The sequence below is a fragment of the Rhodoglobus sp. G.S.23 genome (assembly GCF_056675935.1).
Window position 1 is genome coordinate 1,397,009 of the sequence record NZ_CM155237.1, and the last position, 16,410, is coordinate 1,413,418.

A 16,410-nucleotide genomic window follows, 5' to 3' on the forward strand; every position below is an offset into this window, starting at 1 on the left:
ATCCGCGGCCAGTCGCACAGCATCGGTAGGATTTCCTTTATGGCATCTACCCCAACTTGGCCCGAAATCCTTAGTTCTCTCGTCTCGGGAAACGATTTATCGATCAGCCAAGCCGAGTGGGCAATGAAGTCTGTGATGAACGGCGAAGCTACTTCGGCACAGTTGGCCGCGATGCTGATTGCCCTCCGGATCAAAGGCGAGACTGTCGATGAGATCGTAGGATTCCGGGATGCCGCCCTCGCTAGCGCTCTTCCACTCCCTGTCGACCCCATGGCCCTCGATATTGTCGGCACCGGCGGAGATCCCTATGGAGCGGTTCTCAACATCTCGTCGGTGGCATCGATCATTGCGGCAGCCGGAGATGTCCCCGTCATTAAGCACGGGAACCGCGCGGCGAGCAGCAAGAGCGGAGCATCCGATGTTCTGAGTGCTTTGGGCCTGAACCTTGACCTCACCCCAGAACGGGTTGCCGAAGTTTTGCGCGAAGTGGGGATCACGTTTGTTTATGCGGCGCTGTTTCACCCCGGGTTTGCCCACGCCGGACCGACACGTCGCGAACTTGCCATCCCCACTCTGTTTAACATTTTGGGCCCACTGTGCAATCCCGCCCGCCCGCAAGCGTCTGCCGTCGGCGTCGGAAGCCGCGAACGCGTCAGTCTCCTCGTCGGTGTCTTCCAAACTCGCGGCGCTACCGCGCTCGTCTACCGCGGGGATGACGGCATAGACAAACTCACAACGACTGGCCACAGCCACGTCTGGGAAGTGTCGCGAGGCTTCGTGACCGAACATGATCTTGATCCGCTTGAGCTCGGCATCCCGCGCGCACCCATCGAGGCTCTTCTTGGCGAAAGCCCCGAGCACAATGCGAACGTTATTCGCTCAGTCTTGGCGGGGGAGAAGTCGCCAGCTCGTGATGTCGTACTGCTCAACGCGGCCGCAGGGCTTGCGTCATTCACGCTCGCTCAAGAACCAGAACAGAGCCAGCGGCCCCTTCTTGCACGGTTGAAAGAGCAATTCGACCGCGCAGAAGATCTCGTGGACTCTGGGCGAGCGAGTGCGAAACTCGACGAATGGGTCGCGGCGACCAACCGCTAAGGGGAGCTAGTCGGTGTCTTCGTCGACCCAATCGAGGGTCTTGGAGATTGCTTTCTTCCAATTGCGCAAGAGACGCTGGCGCTCGTCATCCGCCATCTGCGGTTCCCAACGTTCACCCTCGCTCCACTTGTCACGTAACTCGTCGAGCCCGCTCCAATATTCGACCGCTAGTCCGGCAGCATAGGCCGCACCCAGTGCCGTAGTTTCTGCCACCACTGGCCGTATGACGGGCATGTTGAGGATGTCCGCCTGAAACTGCATGAGAGCAGAATTTGCGACCATCCCGCCGTCAACCCGAAGCTCAGTCATTGCGACTTCGGCATCCGAGTTTGCCGCATCGACGACGTCACTGGTCTGGAACGCGGTGGCCTCCAGTGCTGCACGCGCAATATGGCCCTTGTTGGCGAAGCGCGTGAGCCCGAGGATCGCACCGCGAGCATCCGGTCGCCAATGTGGGGCAAAGAGGCCCGAAAACGCGGGAACAAAGTAGACACCACCGTTGTCGTCGACGGATGCCGCGAGCGCTTCGACGTCTTCTGAACGAGCGATGATTCCGAGATTGTCACGCAACCATTGAACGAGTGACCCTGTCACTGCTATCGAGCCCTCAATGGCGTAGCGAGGGGACTCATCCCCGAGTTGATAGGCCAGGGTCGTGATGAGTCCGTTCGCGGAGTGCACGATGTCAGTTCCGGTGTTGGTGAGGAGAAAGTTTCCGGTGCCGTAGGTGTTTTTGGACTCGCCAGCGTCAAAAGCGGCCTGTCCGAACGTGGCAGCTTGCTGGTCGCCGAGTATTCCCGCGACGGGCACTTCGCGCAGCAGGCTAGAAGTTGAAACGGTGCCGTAAACCTCGGAAGAACTACGAATATCGGGCATCAGTGATGCGGGAATGTTGAGTTCTGCAAGTATTTCGGCGCTCCACGAGAGAGTTTCGAGGTCCATGAGTAACGTTCGGCTGGCGTTCGTAACATCCGTGGCGTGAACCCCACCGTCTGGGCCTCCGGTGAGATTCCACAGCACCCACGTGTCTGGGGTTCCGAAAGCGAGCTCGCCGGCCTCGGCACGCTCGCGTACTCCATCGACGTTGTCGAGCATCCACACAATTTTGGATGCCGAAAAGTAGGTTGCGAGAGGCAGCCCGGTGAGTTTCTTGAACCTGTCGGTATCGCCAGCAGCGATGCGGTCGATGATGGTTTGCGTGCGGGTATCTTGCCAGACGATTGCGTTGTAGACGGGCTTGCCGGTTGCACGGTCCCAGATGATGGCGGTTTCCCGCTGATTGGTGATGCCTACGGCTGCGATGCTGTGGCGGGTCACATTTGCTTTGGAAAGTGCTTGGCCGATGACTTCGCGAGTATTGTTCCAAATCTCGATGGGGTCGTGCTCGACCCATCCAGCTTTCGGAAAGATCTGTTTGTGTTCGAGCTGACCAGAGGTGACCGGCGTGCCATCGTGATCGAAGATGATCGCCCGGGTGCTCGTGGTTCCCTGGTCAATTGAGAGTATGTAGTTCACCGGTTCTCCTCAGCCTTTCGTTGAGCGTTGCATGCTTAGACCGCGTTGACGTAGAGCCAGGCGCCGTTCTCCCGCACGAACATACTGTTCTCATGTTGTTGATCGGCAACACCGTCGCTGCGGTAGTGCGCGCGAAATTCCACAGTGCCACGAGCATCAAACATGCTGCCACCTGTGCGGGCAACAATATCCAGACGGTACCAGCGCACATCTGGATCGACCTCAAGACTCGTCGGCCGAGTAGACGGATGCCACGACTTCAACAAGTATTCGGTCTCGCCAAGGACATAGGCACTGTAGCGCGAACGCATAAGCCGTTCAGCGGTCGGAGCCAGTGCGTCGCCGCGGTGGAACCGAGCGCAGCAGTCCTCGTAGGTTTCTGCCGACTGGCAGGGGCACGCGTTCATTGGTCAAGCCTAACGAGTCGCGGTTCGGTGCGCGTCTCGTGTGGCAGTGCCACTCGGACCAAAATGAACAGTTGGCGGGTCGGCCGGAACAGATTCCCGCCGACCCACAAAACAACTCTATTGACACTAACTGTGTCCAATGGGCAGGCGGCCTTCAAAGAGGCGACCGCGGATAGATTCTGGCTCGATCAGGATATAGACGAAGGACTCCACTGGAACCCAATCCGGCAGCGTCTTGAGAGCCTGAGCTGTCACCTGCGACGCGTCATCGAGCACTGTTGCTAATCCTCGAACAACAACACTCCACACGTCATTCGGAGTCGTTTGGTCGACTTCGAAGGCAACGTGAATGTTCTCGGTGAGCTCGTGAACCTTCGAACCCGATGCGGTGCGGAACAGGATTGTTTTTTTGTCGCAGTAATAGTTGACCGGGAAGATATCTGGGCGCCCCTCATTGCTGAGGGCAAGATGCCCGAAGCTTTTACTGGCGAGCAGACCGAGGCTTGCCTGATCGGAAAGCTCGACTACAGGTCCTTGCGGCGACCAGCCTGCTTCACTCATGTCATGAGACATTGCCGACCTCCGGCCGAACGATGATCTTGACGGCAGTCTCCTTGTGATCAATGAGCGTCATGAATCCCTCATCGATGAGTTTGTCGAGAGGTATCCGACCCGTGATGAACGGTGCGAGGTCGACCTTGCCGTCCTGAACAAGTTTGATTGTTGCGGGGTGATCGTGCGCGTAGGCAATCGTCCCGCGCAGATCAATTTCCTTGAGGACGAGCTTTTGCATATCGAGTTGTGCAGGATGACCCCAAATGGAGACGTTGACGATAACACCAGTGGGCTTCACCGCGTCAAAGAGTTGATCGAGCACTGCATTGATACTTGAGCACTCGAAGGCGACATCGGCACCGACTCCGTTAGTCAGCTCCATGACTTTAGCCACAGCATCCTCGACGCTGGGGGCGATCACGTGCTTGGCCACTCCGGTGGACAACGCCATTTCGCGCCGTGCTGTTCCGGGCTCGGACAAAATTACCGTGATTCCCTCTGCTGAGAGCACGGCGGCGAGCAGAAGACCGATGGGGCCGCCGCCACCGATGAATGCAACATCGCCGGCTTTCGCACCACTGCGCACGAACGCGTGATGGCCAACGGCGAGGGGTTCAATGAGGGCGGCCTGATCGAGCGGGATGTCGCCGATCGGGTGAACCCAGCGACGCTCAATGACGACTTTTTCGCTGAGTCCTCCGCCTCCGCCAGCGAGGCCGATGAAACCCATTTTTGTGCAGAGGTTGTAGTTGCCTGCACGGCAAGGTGCGCACTCACCGCACACAAAGTACGGTTCGACGACAACGTTTTCGCCGACGGTGAGGTCAGTAACTCCTTCACCGAGAGCGGTGATCGTTCCCGAGAACTCATGGCCCATGGTCACCGGGACGTCCTCGTGAGTGAGCGGGTGTTGGTGTCCTGCCGCGGGAATGAAAATGGGCCCTTCGAGGTATTCGTGAAGGTCTGTTCCGCAAATGCCGCACCACGCGACGTCGATAGCGACAGTCCCTTGGCGAAGTTCTGGTGCAGGAATATCTTCGATACGGATGTCTTTGCGTCCGTAGAAACGTGCTGCCTTCATAGTCTTCTTCTATCTACTCAGTGGTCAACGGTTGGCACTAGGGAACTAGGGAACTAGGGGAGAATCGCTAGACCAGCCATGGCATCTTCTGCACAATGCTGAGTCGCTTCCACGCCAGGCCAACACCCCAGGTGTCTCCTGCCGACAGCGCAGCGATGGTGATTAGTGCGAGTGCATAAATGATGTGGTAGTCCACGAGCGGGTTAGTGGAACCCGCGTTCGCTGCGAACGGCCACTCGGCGAGGTACATCAGGAGCATCATGACGGTTCCCGCTACGGCACTGACACGTAGGCCGATTCCCAACATCACAGCAACGCCGATTCCGAGCATTCCGAGCATAAAAAGAATGTCGGAGGTGGGGCTGGCGATCGCAGCAAAAGCCGGTTTTAAGGGGCCGACAACGGCATCGCCGGTCAAGAAACCTTGACTGGGAGCTCCGCCGTTGATCCACGCTCGTTCCGCTGGGGTCGAGAATCCCAGACCGAAGGTCTTGTCGAAGAACGCCCACAGGAAAAGGAACCCGGTAGCGAGACGTAACACTGCCAGAACGCGGCGCCCAGTAGCCGAAACGACTCGATTGCCAGCCTCTACCACCGTGCCCGTCTCGTTCCGGGAGAGTGGTGGGGCTGCGGCTGTACGTGTGGTCATCGTTGTATTCCTTCAGTGGTGGATGATTGAGAAAATGAAACCGAGTGGCTTCAAGGGGATTCAGGCGGAGACGTACTGTTTGACAGCCACGGTGATGTCAGTAAGTGCTTTCTTCGCATCGGCGAAGAGCATTCCCGTCTTGGGATCGGTGAACAGCGGGTTGGTGATGCCCGCGTAGCCAGGGCGCATCGATCGCTTGATGACGACAACGGCTTTGGCATGATCGGCGTCGAGAATGGGCATCCCTGAGACAGCATTGCCCGGCGTTCGAGCGTCCGGATTACAGACATCGTTGGCTCCGATTACCAGAGCTACATCGCAGTTATCGAACGCCGCATTCGCCTCGTCGAGTTGGAGCATCTGCTCATAAGGCACATTGGCTTCGGCGAGGAGTACGTTCATGTGGCCCGGCATTCGTCCAGCAACGGGGTGGATGGCGTACTTGACGTCGATGTTGTGGGCCATCAGCAGCGCAGCGAGCTCGGCGACTTCGTGCTGGGCCTGCGCTGCGGCGAGTCCGTAGCCGGGAACGATTAGGACGCTCTGCGCATAGGCGAGTTGAATCGCGACATCATCCGAAGTGAGGCTCCGCACATTGGTGAGTTCCTCATCCGCTGGTCCTGCCGTTGCCGTAATCTCGCCGGTGCCGAATCCACCGACGATGATCGAGAGCACTGAGCGGTTCATCGCTTGAGCCATTTGCAGCGTCAGAATGGTGCCAGCGGCGCCGACCAAAGCACCTGCGATGATGAGCGCCTGATTGTTGATTGCGAAGCCAGCCATCGCCACAGCTAGACCAGTGAGTGCATTCAGGAGCGACACGACGACCGGCGCATCAGCGCCGCCAATAGCCAGCACCATAAGAATGCCGAGGATGAGCGCGGTCACGAGAACCACCACGAGGAGCAGGGTGTTATCGGGCAGGATGACTGCCGCAACGCTCGCGCCGAGGGCGATAAGAGCCATCGTGGCATTAAGAACACGGAATCCAGGGAACGTTACGGGGTTGCCGGGGATGATGCCCTGCAGCTTTCCTGCCGCGATAAGCGATCCTGAGAAAGTGATCGATCCAATGAGTACGTCGAGAACGACGGGGATAGAGACGGTTAAGTCGAGTGGATCGTTGCTGGTTGCCATGATGAAAGCGGCGAAGGCAATCGCGGCAGCGGCGCTACCTCCGACGGCGTTGAATACGCTCACGAGCTGAGGGACATCGGTCATCTTGACCGTGAGCGCTCGATATACCCCGAAGACCGCGCCGACGAGCACGCCGGCAGCGAGCGCCACCCACGCAATCCATTGACCACCGTCGGAGACGAGTGAAAGCATAATCGTTGCCAAGACCGCGATGACCATCCCGATAGCGGAGATGCGATTCCCGTTTCGGGCAGTTGCTGGTGCACGCATCATGTGGAGCCCGACTACAAAGAGCGATGCCGAGAGGAGGTAGAGAATGCCCACGAGGAACTCGAAGCCGGTCATGAGGCGTCCTCCTTGCCGCTCGTGGTGTCGGCCATCTTGTGCGGTGTCGGGCGGGTAAACATCTTCAGGATGCGGTCGGTCACGGCATACCCTCCGAACACATTTGCGGCAGCGAAGGCACCCGCAATGAAGGTCAGAATGTAGCCGGTTGGAGAATTGGCGAGTGACGCCGTGACAACGGCGCCAGCAATGACGACTCCGTGGATGGCATTGGATCCCGACATCATGGGGGTGTGCAGCGTCGAAGGGATCTTGCCGATCACTTCGACACCCACGAGAAGCGCGAGAACGAAAATAGCGAGGTTGCTGTACAGGGTTTCCATTACTTGGCCTGTGCTTTCGAAGGGTCGGCTGGAGTGAGGGGGTCGCTATCGAGGACGGTGCGCACCGCGGTATTCGTGACATCTCCTGCATGACAAACGACGATCGCTTTGTGGACCTCGTCGGCTGGATCGATCGTGATTACACCCGCAGGGGCGATTGTCTCGATGACCGCCGCGACATTTCGGCCAAACATTAGGGAGGATGAGGAGGGGAGATCGGCGGGAAGGTTGCCCCCGCCGACTATTACGACACCGTTCGCGGTCGTGAGTGTTTCACCATCGATCGAGCCAAAGACGTTTCCGCCTTTGTCGCTCGCCCCGAGATCGACGCAGACGGTTCCGGGTTTCAGTTCCGCGAGAGTATCTTCCGAGACGAGCAGCGGGGGAGTGCGTCCTGGCACCTTCGCGGTCGTGATGATGATGTCGAAACCGACAAGGGCGTCTGCGAGTTCTTGTTGCTGGGTCGCCTGCTCGTCAGTAGTCATTGCCCGGGCATAGCCGCCTTCACCAGCACCAGCGGCAACGGACGACGTCAAGAACTTGGCGCCAAGCGACTCAACTTCGGTGCGGGATGCTTCTCTCACGTCGTACCCCGTTACAACAGCACCAAGTCGCTTCGTTGTAGCTATTGCTTGCAGCCCCGCGACACCCGTGCCAATAACGATTGCCTTCGCGGGCGTTGCGGTTCCGGATGCCGTAATCATCATGGGGAGGTAGCGGCCAAATTTCTCTGCTGCCACTATTGCCGCGCGGTAGCCTGCCGCGCTCGATTGGGAGCTGAGAGCATCCATTGATTGGACACGGCTGAGGGTTCGGGGGAGCAATTCGAGTGCCACGAGGGTGAGCCCTTGGGCAGCCAATGCTTTGACTCTGCTGAGGTTATTTAGCGGGTCGAGCAGACCAATCACCGCGCTGCCCGCGGTGAGACCGTCGGTGACTCTAGTAGGAGGGAGGGAGAGGGAGGCGAGTGCATCGCAACTGGCGATGACCTCGACGGACGTCGCGATTCTGGCTCCGGCGGCTAAATAGCTCGCATCAGTGAAGCTCGCACCTAATCCGCATCCCTCTTCGACGACAACAGCAAATCCAGTCTGGACAAGGTGTTTAGTAGCGCTCGGGTCGAGACTGACGCGATGCTCGCGCGAACTGTTTTCGGAAAGAACCCCGACGGTGAAGCCTGTACCTGACTTGGGCATTGCCATCCTTGATCGAAACGGAACAAATTCCGTTGCCAAGGTCTGGAGCAACTACCTCAAGAGTACACCAGCGTTTGCCGCCTAATTGTGGATAAGTTTCGACGATTTTTGCTTGGTCCCAGCTGCAACAATGTGCTGCACCGTGACCTCCCGTCGACTCACCAATTCTGATGTTGCCCGAATTGTGAGGTTGCGATCACGGGCGTACTGGCGCAGTATTCCGAACGCATCGTCCATACTGAGCGATAAGCCGTTCGCAACGATGCCCTTCGCCTGTTCTATGGCGATCCTGCTCGTCAGGGCATTGTGTAATTGTTCTTCGACAACGTGCGCCTCGTGGAGCGCGCGCTCGTGGGTGATCCCGATCGTCGCGACATCAGCGAGGGCTTGAGCCACCGCGGCATCCCGTGAGCTAACGGCTTCGCTCGCGGCCCTAAAGAGGTTCATCGTACCGAGCACCCTGCCCTGGACCTTCATCGGGATCGATAGGAGCGAGTTGAACCCCAGCCCAACGGCGGTAGAAGAGAACACTGGCCAAGCAACTGACGCCGAAATGTCATCAATCGCTACTGCATTTCCGCTCTGGAAACAGTCGATGCATGGCCCTGCCCCATCCTCGAGTTGAATACTTTCCAGCATCATTGCGGCTTCGTTCGTCGATGTCATGAGTTGGAGCTCACCAGTGTCATCGACCAGTACGAGTCCGCCGGCATCCATACACACGATCTCGGCGCACCGTTCAACAAAGGTGTGCAGTACATCCACCATGTCGTGGTCGGCGGAGAGTGTTTCCGCAACGGTGACGAACGCGGCACTGATTTGGGCCTCGCGGGTTGTGCCGTCCATCTGGCGCTCTTTCTTACCGGGAGGTGGATTTTGGTTCAGTAGATTGAACTCGAGTACTCGCGCAACTATGTCACGAGCGTCATCGTGAACGGTGCGTGCAAAGTAACCCATTCCATTTGAGGCTACCGCTGAAACCGCGACAACCGGCTTAGAGATGTAGGAGGCTGTTAGCAGATGATCTCCAGTCGTGATGAGAGTCGTCGTGGCGACGAATGCTATGAAGCGCCTATACGTGTTCCCGAGACGTCCCGGGAGCGCTCGGCTGGGTCAAGAAAACGATCAGCACGATGAGGCCTGCGATGGGCACGAGTACCCAGAAGATGTTGGTCCAGTTGCGACCGGTGTCACGCAGTCTTCGCACGGTAACCGCCAGTTGCGGGAGGAGGAGGGCAAGAGACCAGGCGCTGCTGAGCCCGACTGAGAGTCCAATCGCGGCTACATTGTCTCCCGTGGTGGGGTCAAGTGCTGCAGCGATCGCTGTAGTGATGAAGGAGAAGAGGGCGAACCACCAGTACTCAGAGCGACTGGCGACGCCGGTGAAATCCGCATACTTGCGGAAGACTGTGGCGATGGATTCGAAGAAAGTCACAATGGCTCCCACTGGGTCGGCTTTGTTTCAGGCTAGGCGCTTCTTGCATCGTGCGGGTAATGGAACCAGATAAAAGCCCGGGGCCTTCCTGAATAAACAGTGAAGATTTGCCGAACGGGCTGCGGGTAAGCGTAGCGTTGACGTCCAACAGGGAACTGACGTGCAAAGTAGGCGTCAGGGTTAGCTCGCTCGCTGGTGCGGGCTGACATTCTCTTAGCGAGGAGTTGTTGTGCGTCTCTCATCCCCAGTCATGTTCGTATCCGATCTTGATAGATCGATCGCCTTTTATTCCGACCTTCTCGGGCTTAAGTGCTCTGTTCGGGATGAATCTGCCGCGCTGCTCGTAGGCGGCGAAGGCTACGAGCTTTACCTCCGCGGTAAGCATGCACAGCCCAGTCGAGTGTCGGGTTCTGTCGGTCTGCAGTACCTGATCTGGAGCGCAGACAGCCTTGAGGAACTGCAACGGTCCGAAAACGCCCTGAGGCGCCAGTCTCGCCATGTGCGCCGAGAGCGTCTCGACGATTTCGAGGTTGTTGAAGGGCGTGACCCCGATCACTTAGCAGTGATGGTTGTGTTTCCCGGGCCGGATCAATCCGCGCGACACGCGATCATTCCCCGAATCTATAGCTGGTAGCTGGTAGCGGCTGTGAGTGGTTGGCGTTAGGTGCGCTGAGCTACGTAAGCGGCTAAGTGCTGCGAGGTGAGGGTCGAGCGTGCCGCGACGAGATCGGCCGGAGTTCCCTCAAAGACAATCGAACCGCCCTCGTGCCCAGCGCCTGGGCCGAGGTCAATTATCCAGTCCGCATGGGCCATCACCGCCTGATGGTGCTCAACGACGATCACGGATTTTCCCGAATCGACGAGACGGTCGAGTAGGGCGAGGAGTCTCTCGACATCGGCCAAGTGCAGGCCCGTGGTTGGTTCATCCAGAACATAAACGTCGCCCTTGTCTGCCATTTGGGTGGCGAGCTTGAGCCGTTGCCGCTCACCGCCCGAAAGTGTGGGTAGCGGCTGGCCAAGACGCAAGTAGCCGAGGCCCACATCGACGAGCCGATCGAGGATGGCGTGAGCTGCGGGCATGCGTGCGTCACCTTCACCGAAGAAGGCCTCGGCTTCGGACACGGACATCCCGAGCACCTCACTGATGTTGCGCCCACCGAGCGTGTATTCAAGCACGGAGGCGAGGAAGCGTTTGCCCTCACAAACCTCGCAGGTAGTGGCGACGGTCGCCATCACGCCGAGGTCGGTATAAATGACGCCTGCCCCGTTGCAGTTGGGACAGGCGCCTTCAGAGTTAGCGCTGAAAAGGGCTGGCTTGACCCCATTCGCTTTGGCGAACGCTTTGCGAATCGGCTCGAGGAGTCCGGTGTAGGTTGCCGGATTGCTGCGCCGCGATCCTTTTATGGCAGCTTGATCGACCGACACGACGCCGTCGCGGGGAACGACTGAACCAAGGATGAGCGAGCTCTTGCCCGAACCGGCGACTCCTGTAATCACGACGAGGGTGCCGAGCGGGATGTCGACATCCACGTTCTTGAGGTTGTGGGTGTCCGCGCCGCGAATTTCCATGACGCCGGTAGGGGAGCGCACCGTGTCTTTGACCGAGACCCTATCGTCGATGTGGTGGCCAGTGACGGTGTCGCTCTGACGAAGTTCATCGAAGCTGCCCTCGAAACAAATCTTGCCACCGTCGGTGCCGGCCCCAGGACCGAGGTCGACAATGTGGTCGGCAATCGAAATCGTCTCGGGCTTGTGCTCGACGACGAGTACCGTGTTGCCCTTGTCGCGCAGGCGAAACAGGAGCTCGTTCATCCGTTGAATATCGTGCGGGTGGAGGCCGATGGTCGGCTCATCAAAAACGTAAGTGATGTCGGTCAGCGAAGAACTGAGGTGGCGGATCATCTTGGTGCGCTGGGCTTCACCACCCGAGAGGCTGCCTGCTGGACGATCGAGAGAGAGGTAGCCGAGGCCAATTTCCACGAACGAATCGAGGGTCTGCTGCAGCGCTTCGAGCAGCGGGGCGACGGATGGTTCATTCAGGCCGCGCACCCACGCGGCGAGGTCGCTGATTTGCATGGCACAGGCATCCGCGATGCTGATTCCCGCGATTCTGGATGCTCGGGCACCCTCGTTGAGTCGAGTGCCCCCGCAATCGGCGCAGGCCGTGAATGTGACGGCCCGATCGACGAACGCACGGATGTGGGGCTGCATCGCCTCACGGTCTTTCGTCAGCATCGACTTCTGAATCTTGGGGATCAATCCCTCGTAGGTCATGTTGATCGACTGCATCTTGACCTTGACCGGCTCTTTGTAAAGAAAGTCGTGCAGCTCAGCCTTCGTGTAGTTCTTGATGGGCTTGTCGGGGTCGAGGAAGCCTGACTCGGTGAAGATGCGCACCATCCAGCCATCGGCGGTGTAGTTCGGGATGGTGAGGGCACCTTCGGCTAGTGACTTGCTGTCGTCGTAGAGCTGTGTCAGATCGATGTCGTTGACGGTGCCACGACCTTCGCACGTCGGGCACATACCGCCCGTGATACTGAACTCGCGCCGTTCCTTGGTCGTGACGCCGGCCTTCTCAAACGTGACCGCACCTGCGCCCGAGATGGATGCCACGTTGAACGAGAACGCTTGCGGCGAGCCGACATGGGGATCGCCGAGGCGGCTGAAAACAATACGGAGCATGGCGTTGGCGTCGGTCGCGGTGCCCACCGTCGAGCGGGCGTTGGATCCCATGCGCTCCTGGTCGACGATGATCGCCGTCGTAAGGCCCTCAAGCACATCGACATCGGGGCGTGCGAGCGAGGGCATGAAGCCCTGTAGAAAGGAGCTGTAGGTCTCGTTGATCATGCGTTGTGACTCGGCCGCGATTGTGCCGAAGACCAACGAACTTTTGCCCGACCCCGAGACGCCCGTGAAGACCGTCAGGCGACGTTTCGGAATGTCGATGCTCACATCGGCGAGGTTGTTTTCGCGGGCGCCCCGCACGCGAATCAGATCGTGGCCGTCAGCCGCGTGAGCGCTGGGGGAGTCGTGGTTGCTCGTGTTGGCCATCGTGGGTGCCTTCCTGGCGGTGCGGATGTCGCGGCTCGATGGGGTCGCGGATGCTTTGTGTCCATTATCGCGAAAGCGCTCTGAGGTTTCTCGGCACAGGGGTAGACAATTCGTTCTCATAGTGTGAGTATTCTTCTATAAATCTAAATGAGAGGAATAGTTATGAAAATTTCACAGCTCCGCTCGCGAGGACTAATCGCCGCAATTGGGCTTGCCTTGCTCAGCCCACTGCTTATCGCAGCGCCTGCGAACGCCGCTGCGAACTGTTGGGGCGCCGGATCCCTTAACAACATCGCAACGGCGTCATGTTCCGGTGTCGGATATGCACGTGTCAACGTAACTTGCCATGCAGCATGGCCCTTTGCTTCGTGGACTGATCTTGGTGGCTGGTATTACGTCAACGGAGGTGCCAATATCGTGAATGCGCACGCTTCCTGCGGCGGCTATACCCAGGTGTGGCCGAGCTACAAATAGCAGTGGCGGCTCATCGCGCTAGTTTCGCTGTTCTGTCATGTGCGTGTGTTTCGCACGGCCCAAGGGGAATTGATTGATCGAGTTTCGCAAGTTGACCAAGCGTTTCGGGAATAAGCTCGCGCTCGATTCCCTGAGCTTCACAGCCGAGTCGGGACAAGTAACAGGTTTCCTCGGGCCAAATGGCTCCGGCAAGACCACGACAATGCGGATCTTACTCGGGCTCGAGGTGGCGAGCTCAGGGGAAGCGCTCGTGGGCGGCGAACGCTATGGGCAAATCAGAAACCCACTGTTTCGTGTCGGTGCGCTGTTGGATGCTCGCAACGCGCATCCGGGTCGCTCGGGATTCGATCACCTTCGCGCGCTTGCTCTCACGCATGGAATCTCGAATGAGCGAGTGGAGTTTGTGCTCGAAGAGGTCGGACTCAGTGGTGTCGCGTCGCGTCGTGTTCGCGGCTACTCGCTGGGCATGCGTCAGCGGCTCGGCATTGCGGCCTCAATGCTGGGCGATCCAGAAGTGTATGTTTTCGACGAGCCTGTGAACGGGTTGGACCCCGGCGGTGTGATCTGGTTTCGGGAGCTCGTTCGGTCTTTCGCGGCGGAGGGGCGAACAGTGCTACTCTCCTCGCACCTTATTAGCGAGGTCGCGCTCACCGCAGACCACGTGGTAATCGTGGGGCGGGGCAAGGTGCTGGCCGACACCAAACTCGCTGATCTTGCTCGAGCACAGGGCGTCGAGCATATTAGAGCGCGCAGCCCTCGTGCTGGAGAGCTGGCTCGCGCAATGGCTGCGCAGGGTGCGATCGTTGATGTAACCGATGACACCCTTCTCGTTGAGGGCGCATCAGCCGCAGCTGTCGGCCTTTGTGCAACCGCGCTGGGGATACCGCTCTCCGAACTCCAGACACAGACTGAATCGCTGGAAGATACCTACCGTCATCTCACAGACGCTAGCGTCGAATACAGGCAAGGGTCATCAGCGTGAGTGCTCACGTTTCCTTCAGCCGCCCGAGGAGTGAAACATCCCGATGGGCTGTTATTACCGCCGGTGCGATGCGTTCGGAGTTTGTTAAGCTCTGGTCGCTGCGGCCACCGCACGCCGTTGTCGTACTGATGTTCATCGTCCCGGTCGTGCTTGCTGGCGCACGTGTATTCCCGGTGCCGTCGCACACAGACGGCGTTCCCGGTCAGGGCGCGTCACCGGTGTTTTTCGAATCGATCGCGGTCGCGGCGCTTCCCCTCGCTTTTCTTTCCGCGATTTTGGGCATTATTGCGATGACTTCGGAGTACACGGGTGACGTTGTGGCTGCGTCTCTTTCCGCAGTGCCGCGCCGTTCACTGTTGGTTGTTGCCAAAGCTGTGCCAGTCATCGCCCTGTCCGCGATGGCTGCTCTTCCGGGTGTACTCGCCGGCGCTTGGATTTCTTCGGTGACGCTGACATCGCGAGGCTACTCAGAAGCTGGTGTGGAAAGCGCCCTCGGACTGCTGATAAGTATTGCTGTGGGCTGTGGTCTATTCGCTGTGCTTGGAGTGGCCTGTGGTGCACTGATGCGAAGCGGTGGTTCTGCCACCGTGATGCTTGTGGCGATTGTGTTTCTGCTACCGAGCATCCTCTTCTTGTTTGGCGGGAATACCGCTGAGGGCGTTATAGCGGTGCTGCCAGCATCAGCGCTTCAGGCGTTTACGACGCTCCCTCCGGCGGAACCCTTCGTGTTGGGCGGTACGGTCGTTTCAACCCTCGATCAATCAATCGGATTCCTTTGCCTATTCGTTTTTGTTTTTCTGGCACTTGGGGCCGGCACGTCTATCTTTTCGAAACGATCTCTTTACCCCAGGGCTCTGAGCGCAAGACGAACTCGCCGCTTTCAGACAAAGGATGGCGCGAGGCCGCTCCGGCCGGGGCTGACGTTCTGGGGCGTAGTGCACGCTGAGTCTGTTAAGGCGTTGTCGATGCCTTCAGCTCGTTGGTTACTGGCGCTGAGCGGTATCTCGATTGTCGTGTTGGGGTACCAGTATGCGTCGGGCCGAATTCCCGATGAAGTTCTAGTTCCTCCGATCCTTCCCGGCGACCTGGCTCGCGTCACGTTCCACGAACAGTCCTCTGCGATTACCGGGGGGCTCGCGCTCGCGCAGTATTTCCTCGCGGCCCTCGGTGCTCTCGTGATGACGTCAGACTTCTCGACAGGAAACATTCGGCCTACGGTTGTCGCCGTCCCCAAGCGCGGATGGCTGGTGCTGGCGAAGACGGGTGTCGTCGTGGCTATGTCGATGGGGGTGGGCATTGTTTCGCTGACAGTGACAGCCGTAGTGGTGACAGAGCTACAGCAGCGGTTCGGCTTCCCCGCTGACCTTGACGCCCCGGTTGTGGCAATCTCACTAGCAAAAGGAACACTAATCTTCGGGCTGGTGTCAGCGCTGGGTTGCGGAATCGGATTGATCGCTCGCTCGTCGGCAGCCGCGATTGTGGCGCTAGCCTTGATCTTCATAATCGTTCCCAGTGTGTTTGGGCCGCTTCAGATTCAAGCGCGGGGAACTGTTTTCTTGTGGCCCCTCAACGCTATTTCGCTACTTCCGTCGGGGCCAGACGCGGCGAGCATGATCGGCCTGAACGAGACGATGCCACTCTTCCAGTTCGGCGACGTACTGCAGCTTCGACCTCACGAATCGATGGCAGTGTTGGCTCTGTGGGCGTTCGGGAGCCTATTGCTCGGTTGGATCTCCTTTCGGCGCCGAGGGGTGTGAGCGCAAACAACGAGCGCCAGAGGCTTTGGTATTCGGCTGGGAGGCATGCTCCAGATGGCTGATTGTTTTGCTGAGAGAAGCGTCGTCGGACTCAAGCAACGCTTTCAAGTAGCGAAGTCGATCTCATTCCTAGAGCCGAATGAGCGTGCGTCCCTGAGGGCTGGCCGCGCACTCGCAGCGAGTTCGCGGCACGACACGGGGGAGTGGCGGTCCTGCCGACCGCCCTTTCTCGTCTTGTGGTCGGGTGGGGTTGTTGGTCCGCCACGAATTTCTCTGCAGACTCGCGTTCCCGGTCAGCCACGAGACGGCAAGAACTGGTGAGCTAAAGTCCATTTCTCGGTTCTAGGATTGTGCTGCCGTGAAATCTAGGCCATTAGTCGCCAGGAGCCCAATGAGGCAATCGTGGCG

General features: G+C 58.8%; 16 protein-coding genes. 5 read left to right on the top strand and 11 right to left on the bottom strand.

The annotated features are described in order from the left end of the window. The first annotated feature begins 39 nt into the window (after positions 1–39). Complete coding sequence (gene trpD, locus AC1ENN_RS06700; protein ID WP_449646595.1) at positions 40–1,095, top strand: anthranilate phosphoribosyltransferase; 1,056 nt, start codon at positions 40–42, stop codon at positions 1,093–1,095. Positions 1,096–1,101: 6 nt separating this feature from the next. Here the strand turns inward: trpD and glpK are convergent, their stop codons facing one another. The 10 genes from glpK to AC1ENN_RS06750 all read right to left on the bottom strand — a co-directional run bounded on the left by glpK (position 1,102) and on the right by AC1ENN_RS06750 (position 9,738). Then, positions 1,102–2,610: a glycerol kinase GlpK gene (gene glpK, locus AC1ENN_RS06705; RefSeq protein WP_480392110.1), complete on the bottom strand. Its 1,509-nt coding sequence runs from the start codon at positions 2,608–2,610 to the stop codon at positions 1,102–1,104. A gap of 35 nt (positions 2,611–2,645) precedes the next feature. Continuing rightward, on the bottom strand, positions 2,646–3,017 hold the full coding sequence (locus AC1ENN_RS06710) for a YchJ family protein (RefSeq protein WP_480392111.1): 372 nt from the start codon (positions 3,015–3,017) through the stop codon (positions 2,646–2,648). A gap of 126 nt (positions 3,018–3,143) precedes the next feature. Then, entirely contained in the window at positions 3,144–3,590 is a 447-nt protein-coding gene (locus tag AC1ENN_RS06715; protein WP_480406902.1) for a pyridoxamine 5'-phosphate oxidase family protein, read from the bottom strand. Next, the gene (locus tag AC1ENN_RS06720; protein ID WP_480406903.1) at positions 3,580–4,653 is read right to left on the bottom strand and encodes a 2,3-butanediol dehydrogenase; all 1,074 of its coding nucleotides are present in this window, start codon (positions 4,651–4,653) and stop codon (positions 3,580–3,582) included. The genes AC1ENN_RS06715 and AC1ENN_RS06720 overlap by 11 nt, the downstream gene beginning before the upstream one ends. Before the next feature lie 67 nt (positions 4,654–4,720). Then, positions 4,721–5,302, bottom strand: coding sequence for a DoxX family protein (locus AC1ENN_RS06725; RefSeq protein WP_480392113.1), 582 nt, complete (start codon positions 5,300–5,302; stop codon positions 4,721–4,723). A 60-nt stretch (positions 5,303–5,362) separates the two neighbouring features. Further along, a complete protein-coding gene (locus AC1ENN_RS06730; RefSeq protein WP_480392114.1) occupies positions 5,363–6,784 on the bottom strand; it encodes an NAD(P)(+) transhydrogenase (Re/Si-specific) subunit beta in 1,422 nt (473 codons plus the stop codon). Continuing rightward, the gene (locus tag AC1ENN_RS06735) at positions 6,781–7,107 is read right to left on the bottom strand and encodes an NAD(P) transhydrogenase subunit alpha part 2 (RefSeq protein ID WP_449646602.1); all 327 of its coding nucleotides are present in this window, start codon (positions 7,105–7,107) and stop codon (positions 6,781–6,783) included. Before AC1ENN_RS06735 ends, AC1ENN_RS06730 begins: the two co-directional genes overlap by 4 nt. After that, positions 7,107–8,303 carry a Rossmann-fold NAD(P)-binding domain-containing protein gene (locus AC1ENN_RS06740; protein ID WP_480392115.1) on the bottom strand — a complete coding sequence of 399 codons (1,197 nt, stop codon included), beginning with the start codon at positions 8,301–8,303 and terminating at the stop codon, positions 7,107–7,109. Before AC1ENN_RS06740 ends, AC1ENN_RS06735 begins: the two co-directional genes overlap by 1 nt. A gap of 81 nt (positions 8,304–8,384) precedes the next feature. Beyond that, positions 8,385–9,149 carry a GAF and ANTAR domain-containing protein gene (locus AC1ENN_RS06745; RefSeq protein WP_449646604.1) on the bottom strand — a complete coding sequence of 255 codons (765 nt, stop codon included), beginning with the start codon at positions 9,147–9,149 and terminating at the stop codon, positions 8,385–8,387. Positions 9,150–9,375: 226 nt separating this feature from the next. Then, positions 9,376–9,738: a DUF805 domain-containing protein gene (locus AC1ENN_RS06750; protein WP_449646605.1), complete on the bottom strand. Its 363-nt coding sequence runs from the start codon at positions 9,736–9,738 to the stop codon at positions 9,376–9,378. A 229-nt stretch (positions 9,739–9,967) separates the two neighbouring features. Between AC1ENN_RS06750 and AC1ENN_RS06755 the strand changes: the two genes are divergently transcribed. After that, a complete protein-coding gene (locus AC1ENN_RS06755) occupies positions 9,968–10,372 on the top strand; it encodes a VOC family protein (protein ID WP_449646606.1) in 405 nt (134 codons plus the stop codon). 26 nt (positions 10,373–10,398) lie between these two features. Here AC1ENN_RS06755 and AC1ENN_RS06760 read toward each other — a convergent pair whose 3' ends face one another. Continuing rightward, a complete protein-coding gene (locus AC1ENN_RS06760) occupies positions 10,399–12,789 on the bottom strand; it encodes an ATP-binding cassette domain-containing protein (protein ID WP_449646607.1) in 2,391 nt (796 codons plus the stop codon). A 162-nt stretch (positions 12,790–12,951) separates the two neighbouring features. Here AC1ENN_RS06760 and AC1ENN_RS06765 point away from each other — a divergent pair, with 162 nt between their 5' ends. The 3 genes from AC1ENN_RS06765 (at position 12,952) to AC1ENN_RS06775 (ending at position 16,002) form a co-directional block, all read left to right on the top strand. Then, on the top strand, positions 12,952–13,263 hold the full coding sequence (locus tag AC1ENN_RS06765; protein ID WP_449646608.1) for a hypothetical protein: 312 nt from the start codon (positions 12,952–12,954) through the stop codon (positions 13,261–13,263). A gap of 73 nt (positions 13,264–13,336) precedes the next feature. Beyond that, positions 13,337–14,245 (top strand): ATP-binding cassette domain-containing protein, encoded by a 909-nt coding sequence (locus AC1ENN_RS06770; RefSeq protein WP_480406904.1) that lies wholly within the window; start codon positions 13,337–13,339, stop codon positions 14,243–14,245. Then, positions 14,242–16,002 carry an ABC transporter permease family protein gene (locus AC1ENN_RS06775; RefSeq protein WP_480406905.1) on the top strand — a complete coding sequence of 587 codons (1,761 nt, stop codon included), beginning with the start codon at positions 14,242–14,244 and terminating at the stop codon, positions 16,000–16,002. The genes AC1ENN_RS06770 and AC1ENN_RS06775 overlap by 4 nt, the downstream gene beginning before the upstream one ends. Positions 16,003–16,410 lie beyond the last annotated feature (408 nt).

Excerpts from the sequence above, each read along its gene's own strand:
- AC1ENN_RS06710 (WP_480392111.1), bottom strand. The coding sequence starts at position 3,017 with ATGAACGCGTGCCCCTGCCAGTCGGCAGAAACCTACGAGGACTGCTGC.
- AC1ENN_RS06715 (WP_480406902.1), bottom strand. The coding sequence starts at position 3,590 with ATGTCTCATGACATGAGTGAAGCAGGCTGGTCGCCGCAAGGACCTGTA.
- AC1ENN_RS06740 (WP_480392115.1), bottom strand. The coding sequence starts at position 8,303 with ATGCCCAAGTCAGGTACAGGCTTCACCGTCGGGGTTCTTTCCGAAAAC.
- trpD (WP_449646595.1), top strand. The coding sequence starts at position 40 with ATGGCATCTACCCCAACTTGGCCCGAAATCCTTAGTTCTCTCGTCTCG.
- AC1ENN_RS06725 (WP_480392113.1), bottom strand. The coding sequence starts at position 5,302 with ATGACCACACGTACAGCCGCAGCCCCACCACTCTCCCGGAACGAGACG.
- AC1ENN_RS06765 (WP_449646608.1), top strand. The coding sequence starts at position 12,952 with ATGAAAATTTCACAGCTCCGCTCGCGAGGACTAATCGCCGCAATTGGG.
- AC1ENN_RS06720 (WP_480406903.1), bottom strand. The coding sequence starts at position 4,653 with ATGAAGGCAGCACGTTTCTACGGACGCAAAGACATCCGTATCGAAGAT.
- AC1ENN_RS06745 (WP_449646604.1), bottom strand. The coding sequence starts at position 9,149 with ATGGACGGCACAACCCGCGAGGCCCAAATCAGTGCCGCGTTCGTCACC.
- AC1ENN_RS06735 (WP_449646602.1), bottom strand. The coding sequence starts at position 7,107 with ATGGAAACCCTGTACAGCAACCTCGCTATTTTCGTTCTCGCGCTTCTC.
- AC1ENN_RS06730 (WP_480392114.1), bottom strand. The coding sequence starts at position 6,784 with ATGACCGGCTTCGAGTTCCTCGTGGGCATTCTCTACCTCCTCTCGGCA.
- AC1ENN_RS06760 (WP_449646607.1), bottom strand. The coding sequence starts at position 12,789 with ATGGCCAACACGAGCAACCACGACTCCCCCAGCGCTCACGCGGCTGAC.